Annotated in this window: 17 protein-coding genes; 14 read left to right on the top strand and 3 right to left on the bottom strand. The window is 32.0% G+C overall.

Annotation, left to right across the window (positions count from 1 at the left end):
- The first annotated feature begins 359 nt into the window (after nucleotides 1-359).
- The 5 genes from AC1Q7N_RS04375 (at nucleotide 360) to AC1Q7N_RS04355 (ending at nucleotide 5,611) form a co-directional block, all read left to right on the top strand.
- Nucleotides 360-1,634, top strand: coding sequence for a pyruvate MFS transporter (locus AC1Q7N_RS04375; RefSeq protein ID WP_002438175.1), 1,275 nt, complete (start codon nucleotides 360-362; stop codon nucleotides 1,632-1,634).
- A 152-nt stretch (nucleotides 1,635-1,786) separates the two neighbouring features.
- Nucleotides 1,787-2,077, top strand: a complete 291-nt coding sequence (locus AC1Q7N_RS04370; RefSeq protein ID WP_002438178.1) for a putative quinol monooxygenase — start codon at nucleotides 1,787-1,789, stop codon at nucleotides 2,075-2,077.
- Between the two features lie 161 nt (nucleotides 2,078-2,238).
- Nucleotides 2,239-4,155, top strand: a complete 1,917-nt coding sequence (locus tag AC1Q7N_RS04365) for an FUSC family protein (RefSeq protein ID WP_001831490.1) — start codon at nucleotides 2,239-2,241, stop codon at nucleotides 4,153-4,155.
- A 77-nt stretch (nucleotides 4,156-4,232) separates the two neighbouring features.
- Nucleotides 4,233-4,646: a DUF2188 domain-containing protein gene (locus AC1Q7N_RS04360; protein ID WP_002438182.1), complete on the top strand. Its 414-nt coding sequence runs from the start codon at nucleotides 4,233-4,235 to the stop codon at nucleotides 4,644-4,646.
- Between the two features lie 263 nt (nucleotides 4,647-4,909).
- On the top strand, nucleotides 4,910-5,611 hold the full coding sequence (locus AC1Q7N_RS04355) for a GTP pyrophosphokinase (protein ID WP_002438184.1): 702 nt from the start codon (nucleotides 4,910-4,912) through the stop codon (nucleotides 5,609-5,611).
- A gap of 119 nt (nucleotides 5,612-5,730) precedes the next feature.
- On the opposite strand, the gene AC1Q7N_RS04350 is transcribed toward AC1Q7N_RS04355, so the two are convergent.
- Entirely contained in the window at nucleotides 5,731-6,648 is a 918-nt protein-coding gene (locus tag AC1Q7N_RS04350) for a phosphatase PAP2 family protein (protein ID WP_002505813.1), read from the bottom strand.
- 305 nt (nucleotides 6,649-6,953) lie between these two features.
- Between AC1Q7N_RS04350 and AC1Q7N_RS04345 the strand changes: the two genes are divergently transcribed.
- On the top strand, nucleotides 6,954-7,829 hold the full coding sequence (locus AC1Q7N_RS04345; protein WP_002505812.1) for an alpha/beta fold hydrolase: 876 nt from the start codon (nucleotides 6,954-6,956) through the stop codon (nucleotides 7,827-7,829).
- An 85-nt stretch (nucleotides 7,830-7,914) separates the two neighbouring features.
- Nucleotides 7,915-8,631: a MerR family transcriptional regulator gene (locus tag AC1Q7N_RS04340; protein ID WP_032603497.1), complete on the top strand. Its 717-nt coding sequence runs from the start codon at nucleotides 7,915-7,917 to the stop codon at nucleotides 8,629-8,631.
- A 157-nt stretch (nucleotides 8,632-8,788) separates the two neighbouring features.
- On the opposite strand, the gene glpT is transcribed toward AC1Q7N_RS04340, so the two are convergent.
- Nucleotides 8,789-10,147 (bottom strand): glycerol-3-phosphate transporter, encoded by a 1,359-nt coding sequence (gene glpT, locus AC1Q7N_RS04335; protein WP_001831473.1) that lies wholly within the window; start codon nucleotides 10,145-10,147, stop codon nucleotides 8,789-8,791.
- Between the two features lie 367 nt (nucleotides 10,148-10,514).
- On the opposite strand from glpT, the gene AC1Q7N_RS04330 reads away from it, so the two are divergent.
- The 4 genes from AC1Q7N_RS04330 to galU all read left to right on the top strand — a co-directional run bounded on the left by AC1Q7N_RS04330 (nucleotide 10,515) and on the right by galU (nucleotide 15,283).
- Nucleotides 10,515-11,195, top strand: a complete 681-nt coding sequence (locus AC1Q7N_RS04330; protein ID WP_021298771.1) for a GntR family transcriptional regulator — start codon at nucleotides 10,515-10,517, stop codon at nucleotides 11,193-11,195.
- 23 nt (nucleotides 11,196-11,218) lie between these two features.
- Nucleotides 11,219-12,760 (top strand): gluconokinase, encoded by a 1,542-nt coding sequence (gene gntK, locus AC1Q7N_RS04325; RefSeq protein ID WP_021298769.1) that lies wholly within the window; start codon nucleotides 11,219-11,221, stop codon nucleotides 12,758-12,760.
- Between the two features lie 49 nt (nucleotides 12,761-12,809).
- Nucleotides 12,810-14,168: a gluconate:H+ symporter gene (locus tag AC1Q7N_RS04320; protein ID WP_021298770.1), complete on the top strand. Its 1,359-nt coding sequence runs from the start codon at nucleotides 12,810-12,812 to the stop codon at nucleotides 14,166-14,168.
- Nucleotides 14,169-14,416: 248 nt separating this feature from the next.
- Nucleotides 14,417-15,283 (top strand): UTP--glucose-1-phosphate uridylyltransferase GalU, encoded by an 867-nt coding sequence (galU, locus tag AC1Q7N_RS04315; protein WP_021298772.1) that lies wholly within the window; start codon nucleotides 14,417-14,419, stop codon nucleotides 15,281-15,283.
- 217 nt (nucleotides 15,284-15,500) lie between these two features.
- Here the strand turns inward: galU and AC1Q7N_RS04310 are convergent, their stop codons facing one another.
- Nucleotides 15,501-17,141, bottom strand: a complete 1,641-nt coding sequence (locus AC1Q7N_RS04310; RefSeq protein WP_002502572.1) for a phospho-sugar mutase — start codon at nucleotides 17,139-17,141, stop codon at nucleotides 15,501-15,503.
- A gap of 217 nt (nucleotides 17,142-17,358) precedes the next feature.
- On the opposite strand from AC1Q7N_RS04310, the gene AC1Q7N_RS04305 reads away from it, so the two are divergent.
- The 3 genes from AC1Q7N_RS04305 (at nucleotide 17,359) to dcm (ending at nucleotide 22,011) form a co-directional block, all read left to right on the top strand.
- Nucleotides 17,359-18,849: a glycosyltransferase gene (locus AC1Q7N_RS04305; RefSeq protein ID WP_021298777.1), complete on the top strand. Its 1,491-nt coding sequence runs from the start codon at nucleotides 17,359-17,361 to the stop codon at nucleotides 18,847-18,849.
- A 358-nt stretch (nucleotides 18,850-19,207) separates the two neighbouring features.
- Nucleotides 19,208-20,674 carry a Sau3AI family type II restriction endonuclease gene (locus tag AC1Q7N_RS04300; protein ID WP_021298779.1) on the top strand — a complete coding sequence of 489 codons (1,467 nt, stop codon included), beginning with the start codon at nucleotides 19,208-19,210 and terminating at the stop codon, nucleotides 20,672-20,674.
- A gap of 98 nt (nucleotides 20,675-20,772) precedes the next feature.
- Nucleotides 20,773-22,011: a DNA (cytosine-5-)-methyltransferase gene (dcm, locus tag AC1Q7N_RS04295; RefSeq protein WP_021298778.1), complete on the top strand. Its 1,239-nt coding sequence runs from the start codon at nucleotides 20,773-20,775 to the stop codon at nucleotides 22,009-22,011.
- Nucleotides 22,012-22,107 lie beyond the last annotated feature (96 nt).

The following is a 22,107-nucleotide window of genomic DNA, read 5'->3' as shown; positions in this document are numbered from 1 at the left end:
TCATTTGCAAATCATTTTTAACTTTTATTGGTCAATTACATATTTAGAAACCATTTTTAAAAAATCAATAACTAATGATTGCTAATATATTGTGAGAATAGGGTGTAAGGGGCGCGGTAAAAGATATAAAAGTGTATGATGCATCTAAAATGCACAAAAAATATTAAAAAGTTCAAAAAAAATTCACAAAAAGTATTGTAACCGTTTACACTACGTGCTATATTAATAAAAAATTGTAGCGCTACAACTTAACAGTTGTTTTAAAAATTGAAGTTAAAACAGTCACCAGAGGGGATTTCTGAAACATAACGACATCATAATAAGAAACAACATAATACAAATGGAAGTAGGAAACAAATATGAAAGAAAAACGTAGTAATGTTCGTTGGTATTTTGCAATAGGGTTCTTCTTTATTGGGGTTATTGCTTACATGGATCGATCTAACATATCTTATATTGCAGTACCGATGATGAAAGATTTGGGGTTAACTAAGACACAATTTGGTTTATTAGCATCATTTTTCTCCCTAGGATATGCATTAATGCAAGTACCTTCGGGGATGTTAGCAGAGAAGTTTGGACCACGTAAAATGATTACTGTCGCTTTAGTTTGGTGGAGTGCATTTACCATCTTAACAGGGATGATTAAACATCATGGTTTACTTTACTTTATTAGATTCTTATTTGGTGTTGGTGAAGCGCCAATGTATCCATCCAATGCAGTTTTTAACTCTTTTTGGTTCGCTAAAAATGAAAAAGGTCGTGCATCTAGTGCGTTGTTAGCAGGATCTTATTTTGGTCCAGTTTTAGCACCTATCATCACGATAGCCATTGTCAATGCTTTTAACTGGCAAGCCGTTTTCTATATTTTCGGGGTTGTAGGAATTTTAATGGCAGTTCTTTGGGCAATTATTGCTAAAGACTTACCAGAACAACATAAAATGGTAAACGATGCCGAGAAAAGATTTATTACTCAAAATCGTGATATTGTCGCAACTGAGAAATCTTTACCACCGTGGAAACGTTTTTTAAGTCATTTCAGTTTCTACGCAATCGCATTGCAATACTTTGTAGTTCAGTTTGTTATCGCGTTGTTCCTAATATGGTTACCAACATATTTAACTGAACAATATCATGTGAATTTCAAAGAAATGACTATCAGTGCATTACCTTGGTTATTTATGTTCTTCTTAATTTTATTTGCTGGAGCTATTTCAGACAAGATTTTGAATACAGGTCAATCACGTTTTGTTGCACGTGGCGTAATTGCGATTGCGGGATTTGTGGTATTCTCAATTTCAATTTTCTTAGCAGTACATACAGACAACTTATATGTAACCATTTTCTGGTTATCACTTTGTTTAGGTGGCGTAGGTATTTCTATGGGAATGAGTTGGGCTGCAGCCACTGACTTAGGTCGTAATTTCTCTGGAACTGTGTCAGGTTGGATGAACTTATGGGGAAATGTTGGCGCACTTATTAGTCCTTTACTTGCAGGAATTGTTGTAGATCATTTAGGATGGTCAATGACATTACAACTCTTAATCGTTCCGGCTATTATAGCAGCAATTCTATGGTTCTTCGTTAAACCAGATAAACCTCTTATTGTTAGTGAAGAACACGTTAATAAATAATATTTTTCAAACACATGCAATGACATTCGTATCATTGCGTGTGTTTATTCTTTTATTATGTGGTATAGAGCATGGAAGCGATAAGCGAATTGTTTTTTTTATCAGTTATAAACTGCTAAACTTATAATTAATATGTATAGGAGTTGACTAAAATGATTATAATTAATGCTAAATTAAAAATCGATGCTAATAAACGCGAGGATTATCTAAAACTTATGAAAGAATTAGTCATAAATTCTAGAAAAGAAGATGGTAATTTATTCTATCATCATTACGAAGATGTAACTGAGAAAAATGTCTTTGTCGTAGTTGAAAACTATAAAGACGAACAAGCGGTTCAAGCACACAATCAATCAGATCACTTTAAAGTTTTTAGTGATAATATTAGTCAATATTTAATTGAAGAACCTCAAATTGATGTAAGTCAACCTATTCAATTATAATCACAATCTGTACTTACTCTAAAGTGAAAATGTGATAAAATAATAACTAAATATCATAATTCTCAACAATGTTGATGAAGGGCAGAACAATAAATGTATGAAGTATATGTTCTGTCCTTTTTTAATTGAATTTGTGGGATGTTAGAGAAAGGAAGATTGGGATGCAACAAATCATTAACTCTTTGATACACTTCGACCGTTCAAAAATTGATATAGCTAAAGGAATACGACAAGGATTTTTAATGATACTACCAGCATTGATAGGTTACTTATTAGGATTCCCTATGTTTGGTATTTTAATATCAACAGGTACGCTAGCACATGTCTACGTTTTTAGTGGATCACCGCAATCTATGTTAAAAACAGTCATCACCTGTTCACTATCATTTACTATTTGCATGATTCTTGGCACCTTAACAGTATCTCAGCCTATTTTATTTGGATTACTATTACTGGTTGTTGTTACAATCCCATATTATACGTTTAATGCACTAAAAATCGCTGGTCCATCATCGACATTCTTTTTAGTAACGTTTTGCTTATCTATAAACTTACCGATAGCCCCAGAAGAAGCGCTTTTACGTGGATCTGCAATTCTCATTGGTGGTATATTGGCTACCATAACAGTAATTTTAACAATCATATTTGCTAAAGAGAAAGCAGAAGACAGAGCAATTCATGCGGATTTTAAAACATTACATAACTTGCTACATCATTTTGATGAGCCAGAGGATTTCAAAGCATATGCTCGAAACGCTGTTACAGAATTTAGAAATTCTGAAAAACTTTTAATTACCTCAACATCAGGTGGTAATGGAAAATTAAGTAAAAGGTTTCAGAAATTAATTTTATTACACACATCAGCACAAGGGATATATTCAGAATTACTAGAACTCAATGAAAATCATATTCGTCCATTACCAAGTGACTTAGTTGAAATGATGGATCATATCATTAATAGTGTTCAACAACCTAAACAACAATATCGACCGTGGTCAAAAGTTGTTGATGTGGCACCAGAATTTCAAAATTTAATGGATCATATTTTGAAAATAGATGAAATGATTCACGCAAACGATAATCAAATTAAATATGAAGCAGATATTCGCAAGCCTTTATATAGTAAGCGAATATATCAAAATCTAACTTTCGACTCAATTGTATTTAGAAATGCTTTGCAATATACAGTTATTATGGCAGTAGCTATATTTATTGCTCTAGCGTTTAACATTCAAAAAGCGTATTGGGTGCCATTGTCAGCGCATACCATCATGTTAGGTAATGTGACAACGATTCGTACGTTAGACAGGTCACTTGCTAGAGGTATTGGAACGATAATCGGGACTATTGTTTTGTCGGGAATCTTGGCATTTCATATCGATCCTATTTTCGCTATTATCATTATGGGATTTTCTGCCATGATGACGGAAGCGTTTGTGGCATCTAACTATGCATTTGCAGTCATTTTTATTACGACACAAGTCATTATGCTCAATGGTCTAGCCTCTCAAAATTTAAATATTGAGATAGCGTACACCCGAATTATTGACGTTCTGATAGGTATAGCTATTGCAGTTATTGGTATATTCATACTCGCGCGTAAAACTGCATCCTCAATGTTATCTGATGCTATTGCCGAATTGGTACGTAAAGAAGGTATTTTATTTCATTATTTATTTTCAAAAAATAAACAGGAAACGAATGAACGTGATAGGGTAGAAAGTTTAAATTTAAACGTCAAAATCAGTAATGTGACACAGATTTACAATTCAGCGAATGGTGAATTGTTTAGTAATAAAGAAGCGGTAAGGTATTACTATCCAAGCATATTTGCTCTAGAGGAAATAAGTTTTATGCTAGAGCGTGCCATGAATAATAAACATCGACAAACAATAAATGATGATTTAATGGGTGAATATTTAGTCGTATTTGAAAATATAGCTAAGCATTTCCAATTTCAAGCAGATTTAAATCTCAGAGACATGCAACCATTACCTCAATACAATTACATCCGTGCTTCCCTTATGAATATACAACGTAATTGTGTTGAACAACGTCAGGCCATCACAAAAGATTAATTAATACAGATGTCTCGTATTGTTTAATTAAACAAATTTAGTGGTAAGGTTTAGTAAATTATTGAGGAGGTAAGACGATGCCTTGGACGATGGAAGATTATCCTCAAAGTTGGAAAAACTTTGAAGAACTCGAACGGAAAAAAGCGATTGATATTGGTAATGCGATGCTCAAAGATGGCTATAAAGAATCTGATGTGATACCTATTGCTACAAATCAAGCTGAAAAATGGTATGAACATGCTTCAAAAGAAGAATTAGAGACGTTAAAAAACAAACATATCACGCAACATCAAGAAGATGAATCAGCTAATCCTAAACTTAACGAAGAAAATGTTCATGTATATTATGAAGATCAGCTATGGAAAGTAAAATCTACAGAGGCTAGACGAGCTTCAGATACATTTGACACAAAATCTGAAGCAGTTAACCGTGCACAACATATCGCAGAGAATAAAGGTACCAAAGTGATTGAGCATCGAAAAGATGAGTGATTTTAAACAAAGTAATGGCGATGGATGTATGTTGAAGTGATAACTTCATATAAACATTTGGTATTGGAACATAAAATCTAATAAATATATGAAATTGAATTATCAATTATTAAAAATATGTACGTTACCTGAGACAATTATTGTTGTCTCAGGTTTTTTTATCTATAAATGATATATGATAAAACTGTAATATGACATAAAGTTTCTATATTAAATTTTAATTCGCTATAATGGGTTTGAAGAGAAATCGGAGGTTGAGAAAGATGTATGTAGAGAGAAAGCCTGCACTTTATATCGAAGATTTACGAGACGAATTCAAAAATAGCTTAAAACATTTTAAAGATGATGATGAAGCATTTAATACATTAGTTGGATTTGTGGAACTGGACCACCTATATTCTTCAGCACTTAAAGAAATAAGTACAAAATTAAGTATTTTAGATGATAACTTTAACTATCAATATAAACACAATCCAATTCATCATATGGAACGACGAGTAAAAGAGATGCACAGTTTAGTTAAAAAGTTGAATCGTAAAGGATTTGAAGTAAGTGCACAAAGTGCTAAAGATAACATTATGGATATTGCTGGTATACGGGTCGTATGTAACTATTTAGACGATGTTTATGTCATTGAAAAAATGTTATTAAGACAAGAAGATGTTAAATTATTAAAACGTAAAGATTATATCACACATCCTAAAGAAAACGGCTATCGAAGTTTACATATCGTCGTATCTATTCCAGTGTTTTTAGCAGATTCGGTAGAAGTAACACCAGTAGAAATACAAATTCGTACAATCGGCATGGATATGTGGGCAAGTTTAGAACACAAAATTCGTTATAAAAATGATACAGACACTGAAAAATATAAAGGACTATTAGAACAATGTGCATCAGAAATTACAAATGTAGAAAGTAAAATGCAACAAATACATTCAGAAATTTCAAATCGAGAGAAGTAGTGTGATTTTTTGTTTTAAATCATATAGGAGGAATTAAAAAACGGTAATTTTCTTGTTAATACAAAGAAAATTACCGTTTACTATATTAATTCATTTAAATTATGATTAATATTTTAATTCTAGACTTTACTTAGATTGTTTTTATATCTAGATATGATTTGATTAATGATAAAATCTGCAATAACCATGAGTGAAAACATAATAAGCAAGCTCATTGTTACATCACTAGTGAAATGTGCACCAATACGAATTCTGCTCAATGCCATTAAAATGCTATAACATAATCCGATACTAAACACTATTTTTTGAGTGCGTAATTTTTTAAAGTAAAATGCGATAAACATTAGAAATGCACCATTTCCAGTGTGTCCTGAAGGGAAGGAACTATGTCCAGTGTTTCCATTTATTGTAAGCCAGTGAGTGAAATGTCCAGCTTTGTCAGTGATTTCATATGGTCTAAAACGTCCCCATAAATGTTTCAAGCTATCAACGAGTTCTAATCCAATAAATAAAATCATAAAGCTAATAAGTGAAACTTTGAATAAATGATCAAGTTCTTGGTTATTTGTATGTTTTAACCAAAACTGATAACAAATAATAGTGATAATTATAATGATAATCAAAGAAATAAAAAAACTCATTCCTAAAGATAAAGCATTTCCAGCGTTTCCTTCATTATTTGCCATACCCATTGGCTTATGATTTTTGATGTTTTCTGATGTAGATAACATATATTGAGCGGTTTCTGACACGAATTCATTGGTTTTTATCAACGTAAAGATAAAAGATAAAATCAAAGTTAACGTTTTTGCTAATTTATTTTGAAATGTAGTTAAAATATAATAATTTAAAATTACAGTTGAAATAATTAATATGAGCGTAGGTGGAAATAAACCGTAGTTTTGAAATAAAGTACCGAAAATTGAATCTTGATTCATGAAATAATTTGAAATCTGTTGATCGATCAGAGGTGAACTTAAAAGAATACATATTAAGATACCTATAGTGATAAATGCTAATTTCTTTGAAATAACCATGAAATGCCTCCCTAGATGATGAAAATGTAAATGATGTTGTGCAAAACGTATAAATTATTTATAAGCAACGGTCGTTTCCTAATATTAAGAATAGTAATAAAATGTTAATTAATTATGAGGATAATATTAATTTTTTATTAAGACTATTGGTATGATTCAAATTGTTTAAATCTATTTAAATAGAAAAATCAGTTTTAAATATGTAGTAACATAAAGAGGATGGACATATGATTAGTATAATTATAAAAAATTAAATTATATGATATTATTATATTAATTAATGTATTAAGAATAAGAGGATGTATATGATTAAGCAAAATTTTACAACTAAAGTTTATCCACTTAAACAATTTGAGGGAGAATATAGTGAAGTTGCCTACGCAGGAGATAGCCAAGCTGATGATGTGATTGTATTTATTCATGGTGCACTTTTAACATATAAAATTATGACGATGTTCGAACCTTACTTCAGAGATTACAAATTAATATTTATTAATTGTCCAAGTCGTGGTAGAAGTTCAGATTTAGATCGTGACACACATACATTAGATGATTACGCTGCACGTATATATGATGTATTAACGCAAATTGTTAAGGAGCAACAAATAAAAGAACTGAGTATTGTCGGTTATTCAATGGGAGGAATGATTGCGACACGGTTACTTAAGTATAATACATTACCAGTCTCTCATCTTATTTATTTACATAGCGCAGCGAAAATTAGTCCAGATGCAAGTATGTTAGCACGATTATTTACTAGTGAGAGTAAGAGAGCAGTATTAAAAGATGAAATTAAGGCAGTGAAAAATCTTCCTCAATATATACTAGATAAAACGATTTATGCACAAAAGGAAAACGCACTTGATTTGGTGCAATTTATTGCACCTATTAAAACTATAATTACGGATATGATTTACACGATTAATACAGATTATTTACCAGATATCGATGAGATTAAACAATTTCCGAAAATCTTATTTATGTCTGGAAAAGAAGATCAAATTATTCCTTATACGGATTCTCAAGCTACGTTAGAAAAATATAAGGCGTTAGGTGGAGAAACTAAAGAAGTTATTTATCCAGGAATTGGCCATATAGATTTCCCGAGTGTTTTAGAAACCCAATCGGATGGACAAACTGGCGTGGTAGATGAAATTAAAGCGTGGATTTCCAAAAAATAAGACGTCCGGACGTCTAGAAATGAATAAAGTTATTGATAATGACGTAACGTTATCGAGTACACTTTGACTAGGAGGTGAGATGTCTATGTCGATTTATACTTCAGGAGATATAGCTCATAAATGTCATGTGTCAACACGCACTATTCAGTACTACGATAAACAAGGAATCTTATCGCCAAACTATACTTCTGAAACTAACAGACGCTTTTACACTGATAAGGAAGTGAAGAAACTTGAACTGATTTTACTACTTAAGGAAATAGGTTGCACAATTAAAGAAATTAAAGTGTTATTAAAAGATGATTCATCAATGAAATCTCTTTACACTCTTCTTCAAATCAAAAAGCATGAGATACAACAGTCAATAACAGATAAAGAAAACAAGGTACGAAAAATAGAGCAAATTCAACGCTATGTTCATCAAAATTCAATTTCTCCAATTCATTATTTACAAGATATAGCTATTTATATGGAAGAATCTCATAGACTCAAAGGTGTCAGAAAGAAATTATGGTTAAGTATAGCTCTGATTGGTTCATTACAATATGGTGGTTTGATCACCTCAATTGTAACTCAAAGGAAAAAGCCTTTCTTGTCGATGATGCCTGTGGTAGCTATGTATTCACTTTGGTTAACGAAAAAGTATAAAAAGAATGTTTCATATGTCTGTCCTAATTGCCACCATGTGTTTAATCCTAGTGTCATTCATTTTGTAACAGCATCACATACACCTAAAACTAGAAAGCTTCAATGTCCTGATTGTCACGAAATGCATTACTGTGTAGAAATTGCTAAGCAATGAATGTAATTTGGATATATTAATAAGAATTCATATATGCAACATGACGCAAAGCACAAAAATAGCCTGAGACGAATAGTCTTAGGCTATTTTAATATATAGTACATGGCTGAATAGGACATATGCGCATCGTAATCAATGATTAAGCGTACTCAGGATACTAGTCGATTTGTTCTTGACCACGTTTATTCCAAGTTAAAATGAAACATAACATAGCGAGTATGCTGATGACTGTTAATAACACAAAGCCAATATGCCATCCAAAATGTTGAACTACAAACCCCAATACAATATTAGCCATAACTGCACCGAATAAGTATCCAAATAGACCAGTTAGACCAGCCGCAGTGCCAGCTGCTTTTTTAGGAACATAATCTAACGCTTGTAAACCAATTAACATGACTGGACCATAAATTAAGAAACCAATACCAATTAATGAAAGATTATCTAACCATGCGTGACCTGGTGGATTTAACCAATATATAAGGATAAAGATTGTTACGCCTAACATAAAGAAGAAGCCTGCTGGACCACGACGACCTTTAAATAGTTTGTCAGATAGATAACCACAGAGTAGCGTGCCCGGAATTCCTGCCCATTCGTATAAGAAGTAAGCCCAACCTGAAGCGCTTAAATCAAAATGCTTTTCCTCACTTAAGTATGTCGGAGCCCAGTCCAAAACACCATAACGCACAAAATAAACGAAAATGTTTGTAAAAGCAATCGCCCATACCCATTTGTTATTAAGTACATATTTAAATAATATTTCTTTAGTAGTTAGTTCTGTTTCAATTGTTTGTTTAGTTGAAGTGGCATAATCATTTTTATACTGCTCAATTGGTGGTAAACCCTGAGATTGTGGTGTATCTCTAATTAGTATGTAAGACAAGATGGCAATAATGATAGCCAATAGTGCAGGGTATATAAAGACGCCTTCAAACCCTTTTAAATAACCGAAGTTGTATAATGCAGTCATGGAAATACCCCACGTAGCAATAGGTGCCATTAAACCTCCGCCTACATTATGTGCTACATTCCATATTGACGTTTTGCTTCCGCGTTCGCTGACACTAAACCAATGAACTAACACACGTCCAGATGGTGGCCAGCCCATTCCTTGGAACCAACCAACTAAAAACAGCATGATAAACATAATAGTTATGCTTGAAGTAAAGAATGGAATAAATCCTAATAATAAGTTAATAATTGCTGTCAATACTAAACCTAAAGTTAAGAACATCCGAGCATTACTTCGATCGCTGACAGTTCCCATTACAAATTTACTAAAGCCATATGCGATAGATACTGCAGATAATGCAATACCTAATTCACCTTTACTAAAGCCTTGCTCAATTAATGAGGGCATTGCTAAAGAGAAGTTCTTTCTTAATAAATAGTAACCAGCATAACCGATAAATATTCCTAAAAAGACTTGAAAACGTAGTCTTTTATACGTATCATCTACTTTTTCTGATGGCAATGATTTGATATGTCTAGCTGGTTTTAAGAAATTAAACATGTTGTAACCTCCTAATCGTATGATGATGTATAAAACTGAAAAATAATTACGAGTAAATTTTAAGTATCCAAGTAAGCGTTGTCAATATAATTATGTTTTTTTATGAAATACAAAATATATAATTGAATAATAAGAAACAAACAATAAGTAAGTATGGTTTAAGTGTATTTTACATTATTTTATAAACTGTATTGATAGGATGAAAAGTGAACGAATAAAAGATGGATGTAAATGATTCTAAGAAATAGTTTGTTAAATTGTGTTTAAAATGTCAAAACACCTAAAAGAAAGCGCTTGCACAACAAATTTTTGTATATTAACATACTTGTATACAAGTAGAAGTGCATTGAATTGAGGTGGATAGAACGTGACGTATGGTTATCCGAAAAAGTGGAAGGAAAACATGACTTCAGGACAAGTAATAGCTGCTGAGTTACGTTTAGGAATAGTGAGTGGTGAGATTGAATCCCATATACAACTAAGTGAAAATCAAGTTGCACAACAATTTAATGTTAGTCGTTCACCAGTCAGAGATGCATTTAAGTTACTTCAAACAGATCAACTGATTCAATTAGAACGTATGGGCGCTCAGGTACTTCCTTTTGGTGATCAAGAGAAAAAGGAAATGTATGATTTGCGTTTGATGCTCGAATCATTCGCCTTTTCAAAATTAAGTGGAACAGATACACAACATATTGGTAAGGAAATGAAAAAGCAATTAGAAATGATGAAGGTTGCAGTCCAATTTGAGGATGCTGAAGCATTTACACAACATGATTTTGAGTTTCATGAGGTGATGATTCAAGCAACAAACCATCAGTATCTTAAAGTGTTTTGGAATCACCTTAAACCTGTTATGGAATCACTCATACTCATTTCAATGAGACAAAGAATGGCAAATGACCCCAAAGATTTCGAGAGAATTCATAAAAATCATCAAGTTTTTATAGATGCTGTTGAGAACGATGATGCCTCCATATTGAGAAAAGCATTCCATTTAAATTTTGATGATGTAGGAGAAAATATTGAAGCATTTTGGTTACGTTAATTTATAGAAAAGAGGGATGAAATATGAAATATATGATTGGTGTAGATATGGGGACAACGAGTACGAAGGCTGTGCTATATGATGAAAATGGTAAGTTTATAATGAAACATAATATTGGCTATGACTTACATACACCAAACGTAGATGTGTCTGAAGAAAATCCTGATGAAATATTTGATGCTGTGCTTATGACGGTTAAATATATTGTAAGAGAATCTGGCATCGCAAAAGAAGATATTAAGTTTATTTCCTTGAGTGCACAAATGCATAGTTTGATTGCTATGAACGAGAATAATCAACGTTTAACTGAAAATATCACTTGGGCTGACAATCGTGCGAATGATTATGCTGATTTAATAGAAAAATCATATGGCGGTTTTGAATTGTATCAACGAACTGGTACACCGATTCATCCTATGTCACCATTATCTAAAATCTTTTGGATGAGACATGAGGAACCGAAAATATTTAAACAAACAGCTATGTTTGCAGATTTAAAAACATACGTACTGTTTCAATTATATGAAAGATTCGTCATTGATTATTCTTTAGGATCAGCTACAGGTATGATGAACTTAGAACAATTAGATTGGGATAATAAAGCTTTAGAATTGTTAGGTATTGAAAGAAATCAGTTACCACAACTTGTTCCAACTACACATGTTTTAACTGGAATGAAAAAACGCTACGCAACGTTGATGGGGATTGATGAGCAAACGCCTGTGATTGTCGGAGCGAGCGATGGCGTATTATCTAACTTAGGTGTAAATAGTTATCAAAAAGGTGAAGTTGCTGTAACTATTGGCACATCGGGCGCAATTCGTACGGTAATTAATCAGCCAAAAACAGACGAGAAGGGGCGTATTTTCTGTTATATTCTCGATAAAGATCAATATGTGATTGGCGGTCCCGTCAATAATGGTGGTGTCGTCTTGAGATGGTTACGAGATGAAATTTTAGCGAGTGAAGTTGAAACGGCTAAAAGGTTGGGGGTCGATCCTTATGATGTGTTAACTCAGATTGCCAGCAGAGTAAAACCAGGTGCAGAAGGATTAATTTTTCATCCCTATTTAGCTGGAGAGCGCGCACCATTGTGGAACGCTGACGCTAGGGGTTCATTCTTCGGATTGACATTATCTCACAAGAAAGAGCATATGATTCGTGCAGCATTGGAAGGTGTATTGTATAACTTATATACAGTTTATCTTGCATTAATTGAAGTGATGAATGAAACACCGACAACAATTAAAGCAACGGGTGGTTTTGCTAAAAGTGAAATTTGGCGACAAATGATGGCAGATATTTTTGATACAGACTTAATCGTACCTGAAAGCTACGAAAGTTCATGTCTAGGTGCATGTGTACTTGGAATGAAAGCTCTGGGAGAAATAGATGATTTTTCAGTCATTAAAGATATGGTTGGTACAACACATGCCCATGAACCTAACCAAGAAACAGTTGCCATCTACCAACAACTTGTTACCATTTTCATTAACATTAGTCGTTCTATGACTGAGAATTACAGTGATATTGCGAATTTCCAACGAGAACATTTAAGTGATTAATTGATTATATATTATATGAATAATAAACGAGAGAAAGAAGGGGAATGCGATGTTTGGAGAGATTTGGCCACTCATCAGTGTTGTATTAGGAATTATTATCTTATTAACATTAATTATTGGATTGAAGCTTAATACGTTTATTTCATTAATCATTACCTCAATGATAACGGCGTTATTATTAGGTATGCCACTTAACAAAGTTATGGAAACCATTGAAAATGGTATGGGTAGTACGTTAGGTCATATTGCTTTAATCTTTGGCTTAGGTGCGATATTAGGTGAATTATTAGCCGACGGTGGTGGCGCAACACGTATTGCTGATACACTTATTGCAAAGTTTGGTCAGAAACATGTTCAATGGGCTATGTTGATAGCAGCATTTATCGTTGGTATTGCGCTATTTTTTGAAGTAGGTCTTGTACTATTAATACCACTCGTATTTACAGTAGCTAAACGCGCAAATGTATCAATATTAAAATTGGGACTACCAATGGTTACAGCGTTATCTGTTACACACGGATTCTTACCACCACATCCTGGACCCGTTGTCATCGCTAAGGAGCTTAAAGCAAATATAGGTGAAGTTTTGTTATATGGTATGATTATTGCTATCCCTGTAACACTTATTGCAGGTCCAATCTTTAATCGATTTGCACAAAAGATGGTTCCAACAGCCTATACGAGAGAAGGGGATATTTCTTCTTTAGGTACTCAAAAGGAATTTAAAGAAGAAGAGATGCCTGGTTTCGGAATAAGTTTATTGACTGCTATTTTACCTGTTATTCTTATGTTGATTTCTACAATTGTGCAACTGATTACAGGACACGAAGAAGCAACAAATGTATTCGAACAAATTGTTTACTTCATAGGAACTGCTGGTACTGCAATGCTTATCGCAGTGATATTTGCAATCTTTACAATGGGAATGAAGCAACAACGAAAAATGGAAGACATTATGAAATCAGTTACGCATGCTATTTATCCAATCGGCATGATGTTACTCATCATCGGTGGTGGTGGTACATTTAAACAAGTGCTCATCGATGGTGGCGTAGGTGATACAATCGCTAAGATGTTTGAAGGAACAAGCATGTCGCCCATTTTATTAGCATGGATTGTAGCTGCAGTCTTAAGGATTTCATTAGGATCAGCTACAGTTGCTGCCGTATCAACAACAGGCATTGTGTTACCACTTTTAGAACATTCAGATGTTAATGTAGCTTTGGTCGTTCTTGCAATAGGTGCAGGTAGCGTAATTCTCTCTCACGTCAATGATGCTGGATTCTGGATGTTTAAAGAATATTTCGGGCTGACAGTCAAAGAAACATTTTTAACATGGTCGTTATTAGAGACAATTATTTCAGTATCTGGTATTTTATTTATTTTATTTATCAGTTTATTTGTATAGAGAAAAAATTCCTGAAGCTCTCATTTTAAAAATATAGCGAGTGTTTTTCAGTAGATGTCTGTCACCGATATATTTAAAATAAAGTTAATTTCTATTCGAGTATTTTTAATTTCTAACTCAATTCTTGATTAAGTTAATGTTAATATTGAAAAAGATTGTGGTGAAAAAACACTACTATGAAAGCATTTTAAATAGTGATACACTTTATTAAGAGTTTAATTACGTAAATAGGTAAAGGAGTTTATAGATTGAAAAAGATAAAAAAAGCAATAATTCCTGCCGCTGGTTTAGGTACTCGTTTTTTACCAGCAACTAAGGCGATGCCAAAAGAAATGTTACCAATATTAGATAAACCAACAATCCAATATATAGTAGAAGAAGCTTCTAAAGCAGGGATTGAAGATATTATTATAGTGACTGGCAAGCATAAACGTGCAATTGAAGATCACTTTGATAATCAAAGAGAATTAGAAATGGTTCTTGAAAATAAAGGAAAAGCAGACCTGCTTGAAAAAGTACAATATTCAACAGATTTAGCTAATATTTTTTACGTACGACAAAAAGAACAAAAAGGGCTAGGACATGCAATACATACTGCAAAACAGTTTATCGGTAACGAACCATTTGCAGTGTTATTAGGAGATGACATTGTAGAATCTGATACACCAGCTATTAAACAATTAATGGACGTTTATGAAGAAACAGGCCATTCAGTAATAGGTGTTCAAGAAGTGCCAGAATCTGATACACATCGTTATGGTGTGATTGATCCTTCTGCTAAAGAGGGAAGTCGATATGAAGTACGTCAATTTGTAGAAAAGCCGAAACAAGGTACTGCCCCTTCTAATTTAGCAATCATGGGTCGTTATGTATTAACACCAGAAATTTTTGATTATCTTGAAACACAACAAGAAGGTGCTGGAAATGAAATTCAATTAACTGATGCGATTGAACGAATGAATAGCAAACAACAAGTATATGCATATGATTTTGAGGGTAATCGTTATGATGTTGGAGAAAAATTAGGATTTGTTAAAACAACGATTGAATATGCTTTAAAAGATCCAGAAATGAGTCAAGACTTAAAAGCATTCATTAAACAACTAGATATTTAAATTCAATAAAAAATGCCTGGGACAACTATTTTGTCCTAGGCATTTTACGTATTTATAGTGGATGATTGGATTGAGTATTCACTGTCATCAAGTTTTAATTACTAGAAAGGATGGTCCCCAATATCGTGAGTACCACCTAGCAATTTTACTAACCATGTTAATTCTATTTCTTTCGATTTTAAGATTGCAAAGAGAATACATTTCCATCTTATTCTACTTAAGAGTTAAATATAGCATCATTCATTTTTTGTGCAACTACGTCAAAATGGTCACAAGAAAGTGATACATAAAGTTTAATTTTAGGCTCTGTACCAGAAGGACGCAAAGCAATAAATCCTTCATTAAAGTATATCTTTATTACATTCGCTTTAGGTAAAGTTATATCGCTGACTTCATCATTTTGTAAGTCAGTCTTTTTACCTGTTTCAAAATCTTCGATTGCAATGACTTTAAGACCACACATTTCCGAAGGTGTTTCACTTCTAAATTGAGTCATAATATTTTCGATTTTTGCCTTGCCTTGAGTACCTTCAAATGTATGTGAGAAAAGCTTGTCATTAAAGTTACCGACATTTCGAGTAATGTCTTCTAATTCATCTTTAAGCATGCGTCCTTTGTTTTTTAATTCAGCTGCATACTTAATCATTAATGGCACAATTTGAATCGCATCTTTATCTCTCACGAAAGGACGGGCTAAGAAGCCATAACTTTCCTCGTAGCCAAAAATAAAGTTTTGTTCAGGAGACAGATGTCTTATTTCAGCTGCGATATATTTAAAACCTGTCAAAACTTCTTTGAAATTGACATTATGATATTGAGCAAGAGATTTAGCTAAGCCACCACTGACAATTGATTGGAACATAATTCTGTTAGGTAATTCTTCTGTTTGTTTGATACGATAATTTAACAAAAGTGCACCAATCTGATTTCCATTGTAATAGTGGATGTTACCTTCAGCATCACGTTCAACTATTCCTAAACGGTCTGCATCGGGATCTGTACCAATAAGTAAATCAGCATCAATCTTATTAGCGAGCTCTATCGATTGATCAAAGGCTTTATGATCCTCTGGATTTGCACTGGCTACAGAGCTGAAATCTGAATCAGGTTCACATTGTGATGCAACTAACTCAAATTGATTAAAGTTAAGGGAAGATAAGATGTCAGGTACAACTGGCACACTCGTACCATGCAAGCTTGTAAAGACAACTTTTAAATTAGACTGTGGAATCGTTCCAACTAAGTCTTGTACGTTTCTGAAATAATCTTCTCTGACTTCGCTCGGGACTGAATGAATTAATGATTGTTGTTCAGTAGTTAAACTAGGTAAATTAATATGAAGCGGATGACCTAACTTATCGATATATGTGCTTAGTCGTGCGGAATCGTCGGTTGATAATTGAGCACCATCTTTTCCATAAACTTTAATTCCATTGTAATCTTTAGGGTTATGGCTAGCTGTAATCATAACACCCGCATCAGCCTGTAAGTATCTGACTGCAAATGATAAATCAGGTGTTGTTCTGTATGTATCAGCAAGATAAACTTTAATATCATGACTTGCTAGAATATTAGCGATAATTTGAGCAAATTCAGGTGATAAGTGTCTTGTGTCATAATGTATGACGACGACAGGATGCACGATACTTGATGTTAAATAATGGGCAAAGCCTAACGCTACTTTAGATACTGTGAACTTATTTAATCGGCCTTCACCTAAACCGAATTTCCCTCTAATACCAGCCGTGCCAAAAGACAGTGTAGTATTAAGTCCTTCTTGTTGCTCTTCGGAAGTTTGATTATTATAAAAATCTTTGACTAAACTTTCATCTAATACATCTATCCAATTATTTTTCATATTTACAAATTCCTCTTTATTAAAATTAAAATATACATTATACTATATTTTTAGTTTATGTTTATTTTCGAAAACATAAAAAGTTCTTAGCTTATTTTAAAACAACATATAAAATACTTCTTAAATCACATTATAAAATTTCTAGCTTCAAAATGCATCAATATTTTTATAATTAACTATAAAATAGCATACATCTTAAAAGGTGGGGATTAAAACAATGATATATACAGTAACAAGCACATTACCCTTAGTGCACGGAGGAAGAACTAAATCATTATTAACAAGAATTCGATTTCTTGATAAAGAAATGGGCATTCACAATAAAATATTAACAACGAATTATAACGCTAATTATAATGAAGTTTATCAAAAGTTCGAAGAGAATCAACTCATAACGAAAAATACGCAAATCGAAAACATATATGATTGGTTATCTGATTTCAAATTACTTTCAATACCTAAAACAAGATTTAAGAAAAAAACGCTTTACTCTGAAAAAGATAGAGACATAGAAGGTTTAACTTCTAAAGCATTCAATGATGGCAATGTGATGAGATATTATGATCAAAAAACTTATGTTTTATATCGGAAATTTTATGAAGATACAAATATCATAGAATTTGAAGACGTGATGTCACCAATTTCTAAGAAAAAAATTGAACGTAGAGAATATAATCACTTCGGTCAATTACATAGAAAGATTTACTTCTCAAGCCGCACATATCACAAAATTTTGGAAGAATATTTTGACACAGAGGGAAGTATTTACTGTAAAAAATTCTTCAATTCACAAAAGGCAAATGAATTAGATTTTATTCAAATTTTTAAAAATCAACGTATCATGAAGGCTTTTAAAAACGAAAAAGATCTCTTTAAATATTATTTCGAACATCGCTTTAAACAAAATGATATTGTGTTTAATGATGCTAGACTTCTAGATAAACCACTTTTAAATAATTGTATGAACACAAAAAATGTGCTTGTATTTCATAATAGCCACATTGATGGCGATAATATTAAATCTTCATACAAAATTGCACTGGAAAATTCTGATAAAGTAGCTCAATACCTCTTGCTCACACATATGCAAAAAGACGATATACAACATGCATATGGTATCAGCGATGAAAAAATATCGATTGTACCTCACTTTATTAAAAGCTATGGACAAAAATATACTCATGATAAAGAGGATAGATTCGTATTTATTGGTAGACTAGGCAAACAGAAACAAGTGGACCATTTAATCAAATCTTATAATCAATTCTTAAAATATGGACATCAAACGAAATTAGCTATTTATGGTGCAGATGAACAAAATCAAAAACAAGTCATACTAGATTTAGTTAAAGAATATCAAATTGAAGATAAAGTTGATTTAAATGATTTTACCAAGCATCCACTTGAAGAATTTAAAAAATCTAAAGCCTCACTATTAACCAGTGAATACGAAGGTTTTGGTTTAACCGTTATGGAAAGTATTGAAGTAGGTTGCCCAGTCATTGCTTATGACGTAAGATACGGTCCTGGTGAAATCATAGAGCCCGGTGAAAATGGCTATCTTGTTGAGCCGGATAACATTGAAGCATTCGCTGCCTATATGGATAAAATAATTAAAAATCCACTAACAAAAGTTGAAACAAAAAATGCACTCAAGTATGAACAAGCAAAGAATAACTATCAAAAGTTGTTTGAGAGAGTAAAGTAATTTAAATAAGGTTCATATTATAAGAAAATATTAATAACAATAAGACTAAATTACAATTTATTTTGAACTACACGCTGTTAATAATCAAAAACAGCGTGTATTTTTAGATTATTAAGATAAATTAATTTAATAATTTATCTAATATTTTCTCATATATTCACTAATAATAGAGAAGGAATAGTATGGTTGGAACAATTAAAAGTGATATTGTTTGTCTAATAAATTCGATATAATATTAAAGAAAAGGAATCTATTTTCAAAGAATAATAATTTTATTGTTTTAGAATATATATCTTTGAAAGATAATTATGTCATAGAATTTTAGTATCGCATGATAATTAAATAAGGATGATGGAATATGGAATTTTTAACTAAACAAGAAGTTCATAATAGAGCAAAGGAAGCTGTAGGTAAGACAATAAAAGAATTAAATGATGGCTTTTCTGTTTCAGAAACTAAAAGTTCTGTGGGGGATGCTTTTGAAAATTGGTTTGGGAAAAGTAAAGATAGTGAGAGTAGACCTGATATGGAAGAGGCAGGTGTTGAATTAAAGGCAACACCTTTTAAAAAATTAAAAAGTGGTAAATATAGTGCCAAAGAAAGATTGGTTTTAAATATTATTAATTATGAAAAAGTAGTACATGAAAAATTCGAGACTAGTTCATTTTTAAATAAAAATAATACTATAGAGCTAGCGTTTTATGAGTATAAAAAAGATGTATCTAGAGATGACTGGATTATACATGAGGCTGTTTTATATGAAATGAAAAAAAATCCAATTGATTATGAAGTAATAAAAAATGATTGGGAATTAATACATAATTATATTAATGATGGTAAAGCACATGAATTAAGTGAGAGCTTAACAACTTATTTATCCCCTTGTACGAAAGGAGCAAGTGCTAAATCTGTTAGAACTCAACCATATTCAAACATAAAAGCTAAACAGAGAGCATTTTCTTTGAAGTCTGGATACATGACATCGATATTGAGAAAGTATATTTTAGGCAATGAAGAGATTGATTCTATTGTTAAATCACCGTTTGAGCTAAAAAATAAATCTATTGAAGATATAGTGCTTGAAAAATTCAAACCATATTATAATCAAACTATAGATTCCATAGGAGAAAAATTTAATGTAGATAGAGGTGGGAAAAATTACCATAATCGCATTGCTTCTGCTATTTTAAATTTAAAAGGCAAAATTAAAGGAAATGAGACTTTTCCAAAGGTAGACGAATTTGAAAAAGCATCTATAGTTGTTAAAACAGTAAAATTTAATAAAAATAATATTAATAAAGAAAGTATGTCATTCCCTGCTTTCAGATTTAAAGATTTAATTAAAGAAAAATGGGAAGATGAAGATGGTAATCCACTAGCTCAATGGCATAATTTTCTTCTGGAAACGAGATTTCTCTTTTTTATCGTCAAAGAAGAAGAAGGTACTGAGGTGTTTAAAGGCGTTAAATTCTTTTCAATGCCAGAAGACGATATCGAAGGTCCTGTAAAAAAAGTATGGGAAGACACAAAAAATAAGTTATTAAAAGGGGTGTGTCTCAAAGCAACTTATAAAAAGGATGGTAACGTATATAGAATTGAAAATAATTTTATTAATAAATCAGATGAAATGATATGTCATATACGACCCCATGAAAGCTACTCTGACTATAGGGTGAACGGTAAATATGCAGATGAATTGCCATCTCGTGCAAATTGGATTAATCGACCTAATGATACATTAAAATATTCAGATAAATGGATGACGAAACAATGTTTTTGGATAAATAATACTTATATTAAAGAACAAGTCAAAGAATTTCTTTAGGCTATTTATGTTACAATTAATTTTGTTATCTTTTAAGTAGAACGATCGTTCGGTTTTATGGTATAATTATTGATATTCAAAAGTGAGGAGGTTGCCAATTGAATAATTTAAAAGTAGCAGAATTATTTGCAGGGGTAGGTGGATTTCGTTTAGGTTTAGAGAGAACAAAAAATAAAATGTTTGAAATTACTTGGGCTAATCAATGGGAACCTTCAAGGAAAGTACAACATGCCTTTGATTGTTATAATAAAAGGTTTAAAAACGGTGTACATATTAATCAAGATATAGCAACAATAAGTAATGAAGAAATGGCTAATACGAGAGCTGACATGATAGTAGGTGGATTTCCCTGCCAAGACTACTCTGTAGCTAGAAGTCTTAGTGGAGAACTAGGTATACAAGGAAAAAAAGGCGTGTTATTTTGGGAAATTATAAGATTTATTCAAAATACTTATCCAAAATATTTATTATTAGAAAATGTAGATAGGTTATTAAAATCACCTTCAAGACAAAGAGGAAGAGATTTTGCAGTAATGTTATCAACTCTGAATGAATTGGGATATTCAGTTGAATGGAGAGTGATTAATGCTGCTGACTATGGAAATGCGCAAAGACGAAGACGAGTATTTATTTTTGGTTACAAAAAAGATCTTGAATATGGTAGAAAAATGAGTAAATTTAGCTTAGAGAATATTATTTATGATGAAGGATTGTTCGCTTCAGGGTTTCCAGTAGAAAAAGTACCTAATAAAGAAAGAATAAATAATATAAAAATTGATAATGATATAGTAGAAATTTCTAATAATTTTAGTTTCGGTTTTTTTAATAGTGGAGTAATGAGAAATGGAGAAATACTTACCATTGATACTATACCTAAATATGAAAAACCCACTCCACTAAAAGATGTTATTCAAGGTGAAGTAACTGATAATTATGAATTGAACATAGATCAAATAAATAAGTTTAAGTATTTAAGAGGTCCAAAAAAAATTAAAAGAACATCTAAGGATGGTCATGAATATTACTTTTCAGAAGGAGGAATGTCTGAAACTGATTCTTTAGACTTGCCTGCAAGAACCATGTTAACTAGTGAAGCTTCTGTAAATAGAAGTAGCCATCTATTAAAGGTTAATGATACCTATAGAACACTGACTCCGATAGAAGCAGAAAGACTGAATGGATTCCCGGATAATTGGACTGATACAATGCCGGATAGAATGAGATTCTTTTGTATGGGAAATGCTTTGGTTGTACCAATAATTACTAGAATTGCTAATCAGATAGAAATTATTGAAATAAATAATAATGATAAATATAGCCAATTAGAATTATTTTAACAGAGGTGTGTAGTCCTCTGTTTTTTTGTTTTATTTAATATAATAAATATATATTACAGATAAATAATAAGGAGGCGTAGATATGAAAGAGCCAGA

The organism is Staphylococcus sp. GW823-FHT05F06 (genome assembly GCF_058795495.1).
The sequence above is the reverse complement of the archived record's forward strand: the minus strand, read 5'-3'. Positions and strand labels throughout refer to the sequence as shown.

Bases quoted from the DNA above. Each gene is read 5' to 3' on its own strand.
- AC1Q7N_RS04345 (WP_002505812.1), top strand. From the start codon at position 6,954: ATGATTAAGCAAAATTTTACAACTAAAGTTTATCCACTTAAACAATTT.
- gntK (WP_021298769.1), top strand. From the start codon at position 11,219: ATGAAATATATGATTGGTGTAGATATGGGGACAACGAGTACGAAGGCT.
- AC1Q7N_RS04305 (WP_021298777.1), top strand. From the start codon at position 17,359: ATGATATATACAGTAACAAGCACATTACCCTTAGTGCACGGAGGAAGA.
- AC1Q7N_RS04300 (WP_021298779.1), top strand. From the start codon at position 19,208: ATGGAATTTTTAACTAAACAAGAAGTTCATAATAGAGCAAAGGAAGCT.
- AC1Q7N_RS04350 (WP_002505813.1), bottom strand. From the start codon at position 6,648: ATGGTTATTTCAAAGAAATTAGCATTTATCACTATAGGTATCTTAATA.
- AC1Q7N_RS04310 (WP_002502572.1), bottom strand. From the start codon at position 17,141: ATGAAAAATAATTGGATAGATGTATTAGATGAAAGTTTAGTCAAAGAT.
- AC1Q7N_RS04320 (WP_021298770.1), top strand. From the start codon at position 12,810: ATGTTTGGAGAGATTTGGCCACTCATCAGTGTTGTATTAGGAATTATT.
- AC1Q7N_RS04375 (WP_002438175.1), top strand. From the start codon at position 360: ATGAAAGAAAAACGTAGTAATGTTCGTTGGTATTTTGCAATAGGGTTC.
- AC1Q7N_RS04365 (WP_001831490.1), top strand. From the start codon at position 2,239: ATGCAACAAATCATTAACTCTTTGATACACTTCGACCGTTCAAAAATT.
- AC1Q7N_RS04340 (WP_032603497.1), top strand. From the start codon at position 7,915: ATGTCGATTTATACTTCAGGAGATATAGCTCATAAATGTCATGTGTCA.
- AC1Q7N_RS04355 (WP_002438184.1), top strand. From the start codon at position 4,910: ATGTATGTAGAGAGAAAGCCTGCACTTTATATCGAAGATTTACGAGAC.
- AC1Q7N_RS04370 (WP_002438178.1), top strand. From the start codon at position 1,787: ATGATTATAATTAATGCTAAATTAAAAATCGATGCTAATAAACGCGAG.
- glpT (WP_001831473.1), bottom strand. From the start codon at position 10,147: ATGTTTAATTTCTTAAAACCAGCTAGACATATCAAATCATTGCCATCA.
- AC1Q7N_RS04360 (WP_002438182.1), top strand. From the start codon at position 4,233: ATGCCTTGGACGATGGAAGATTATCCTCAAAGTTGGAAAAACTTTGAA.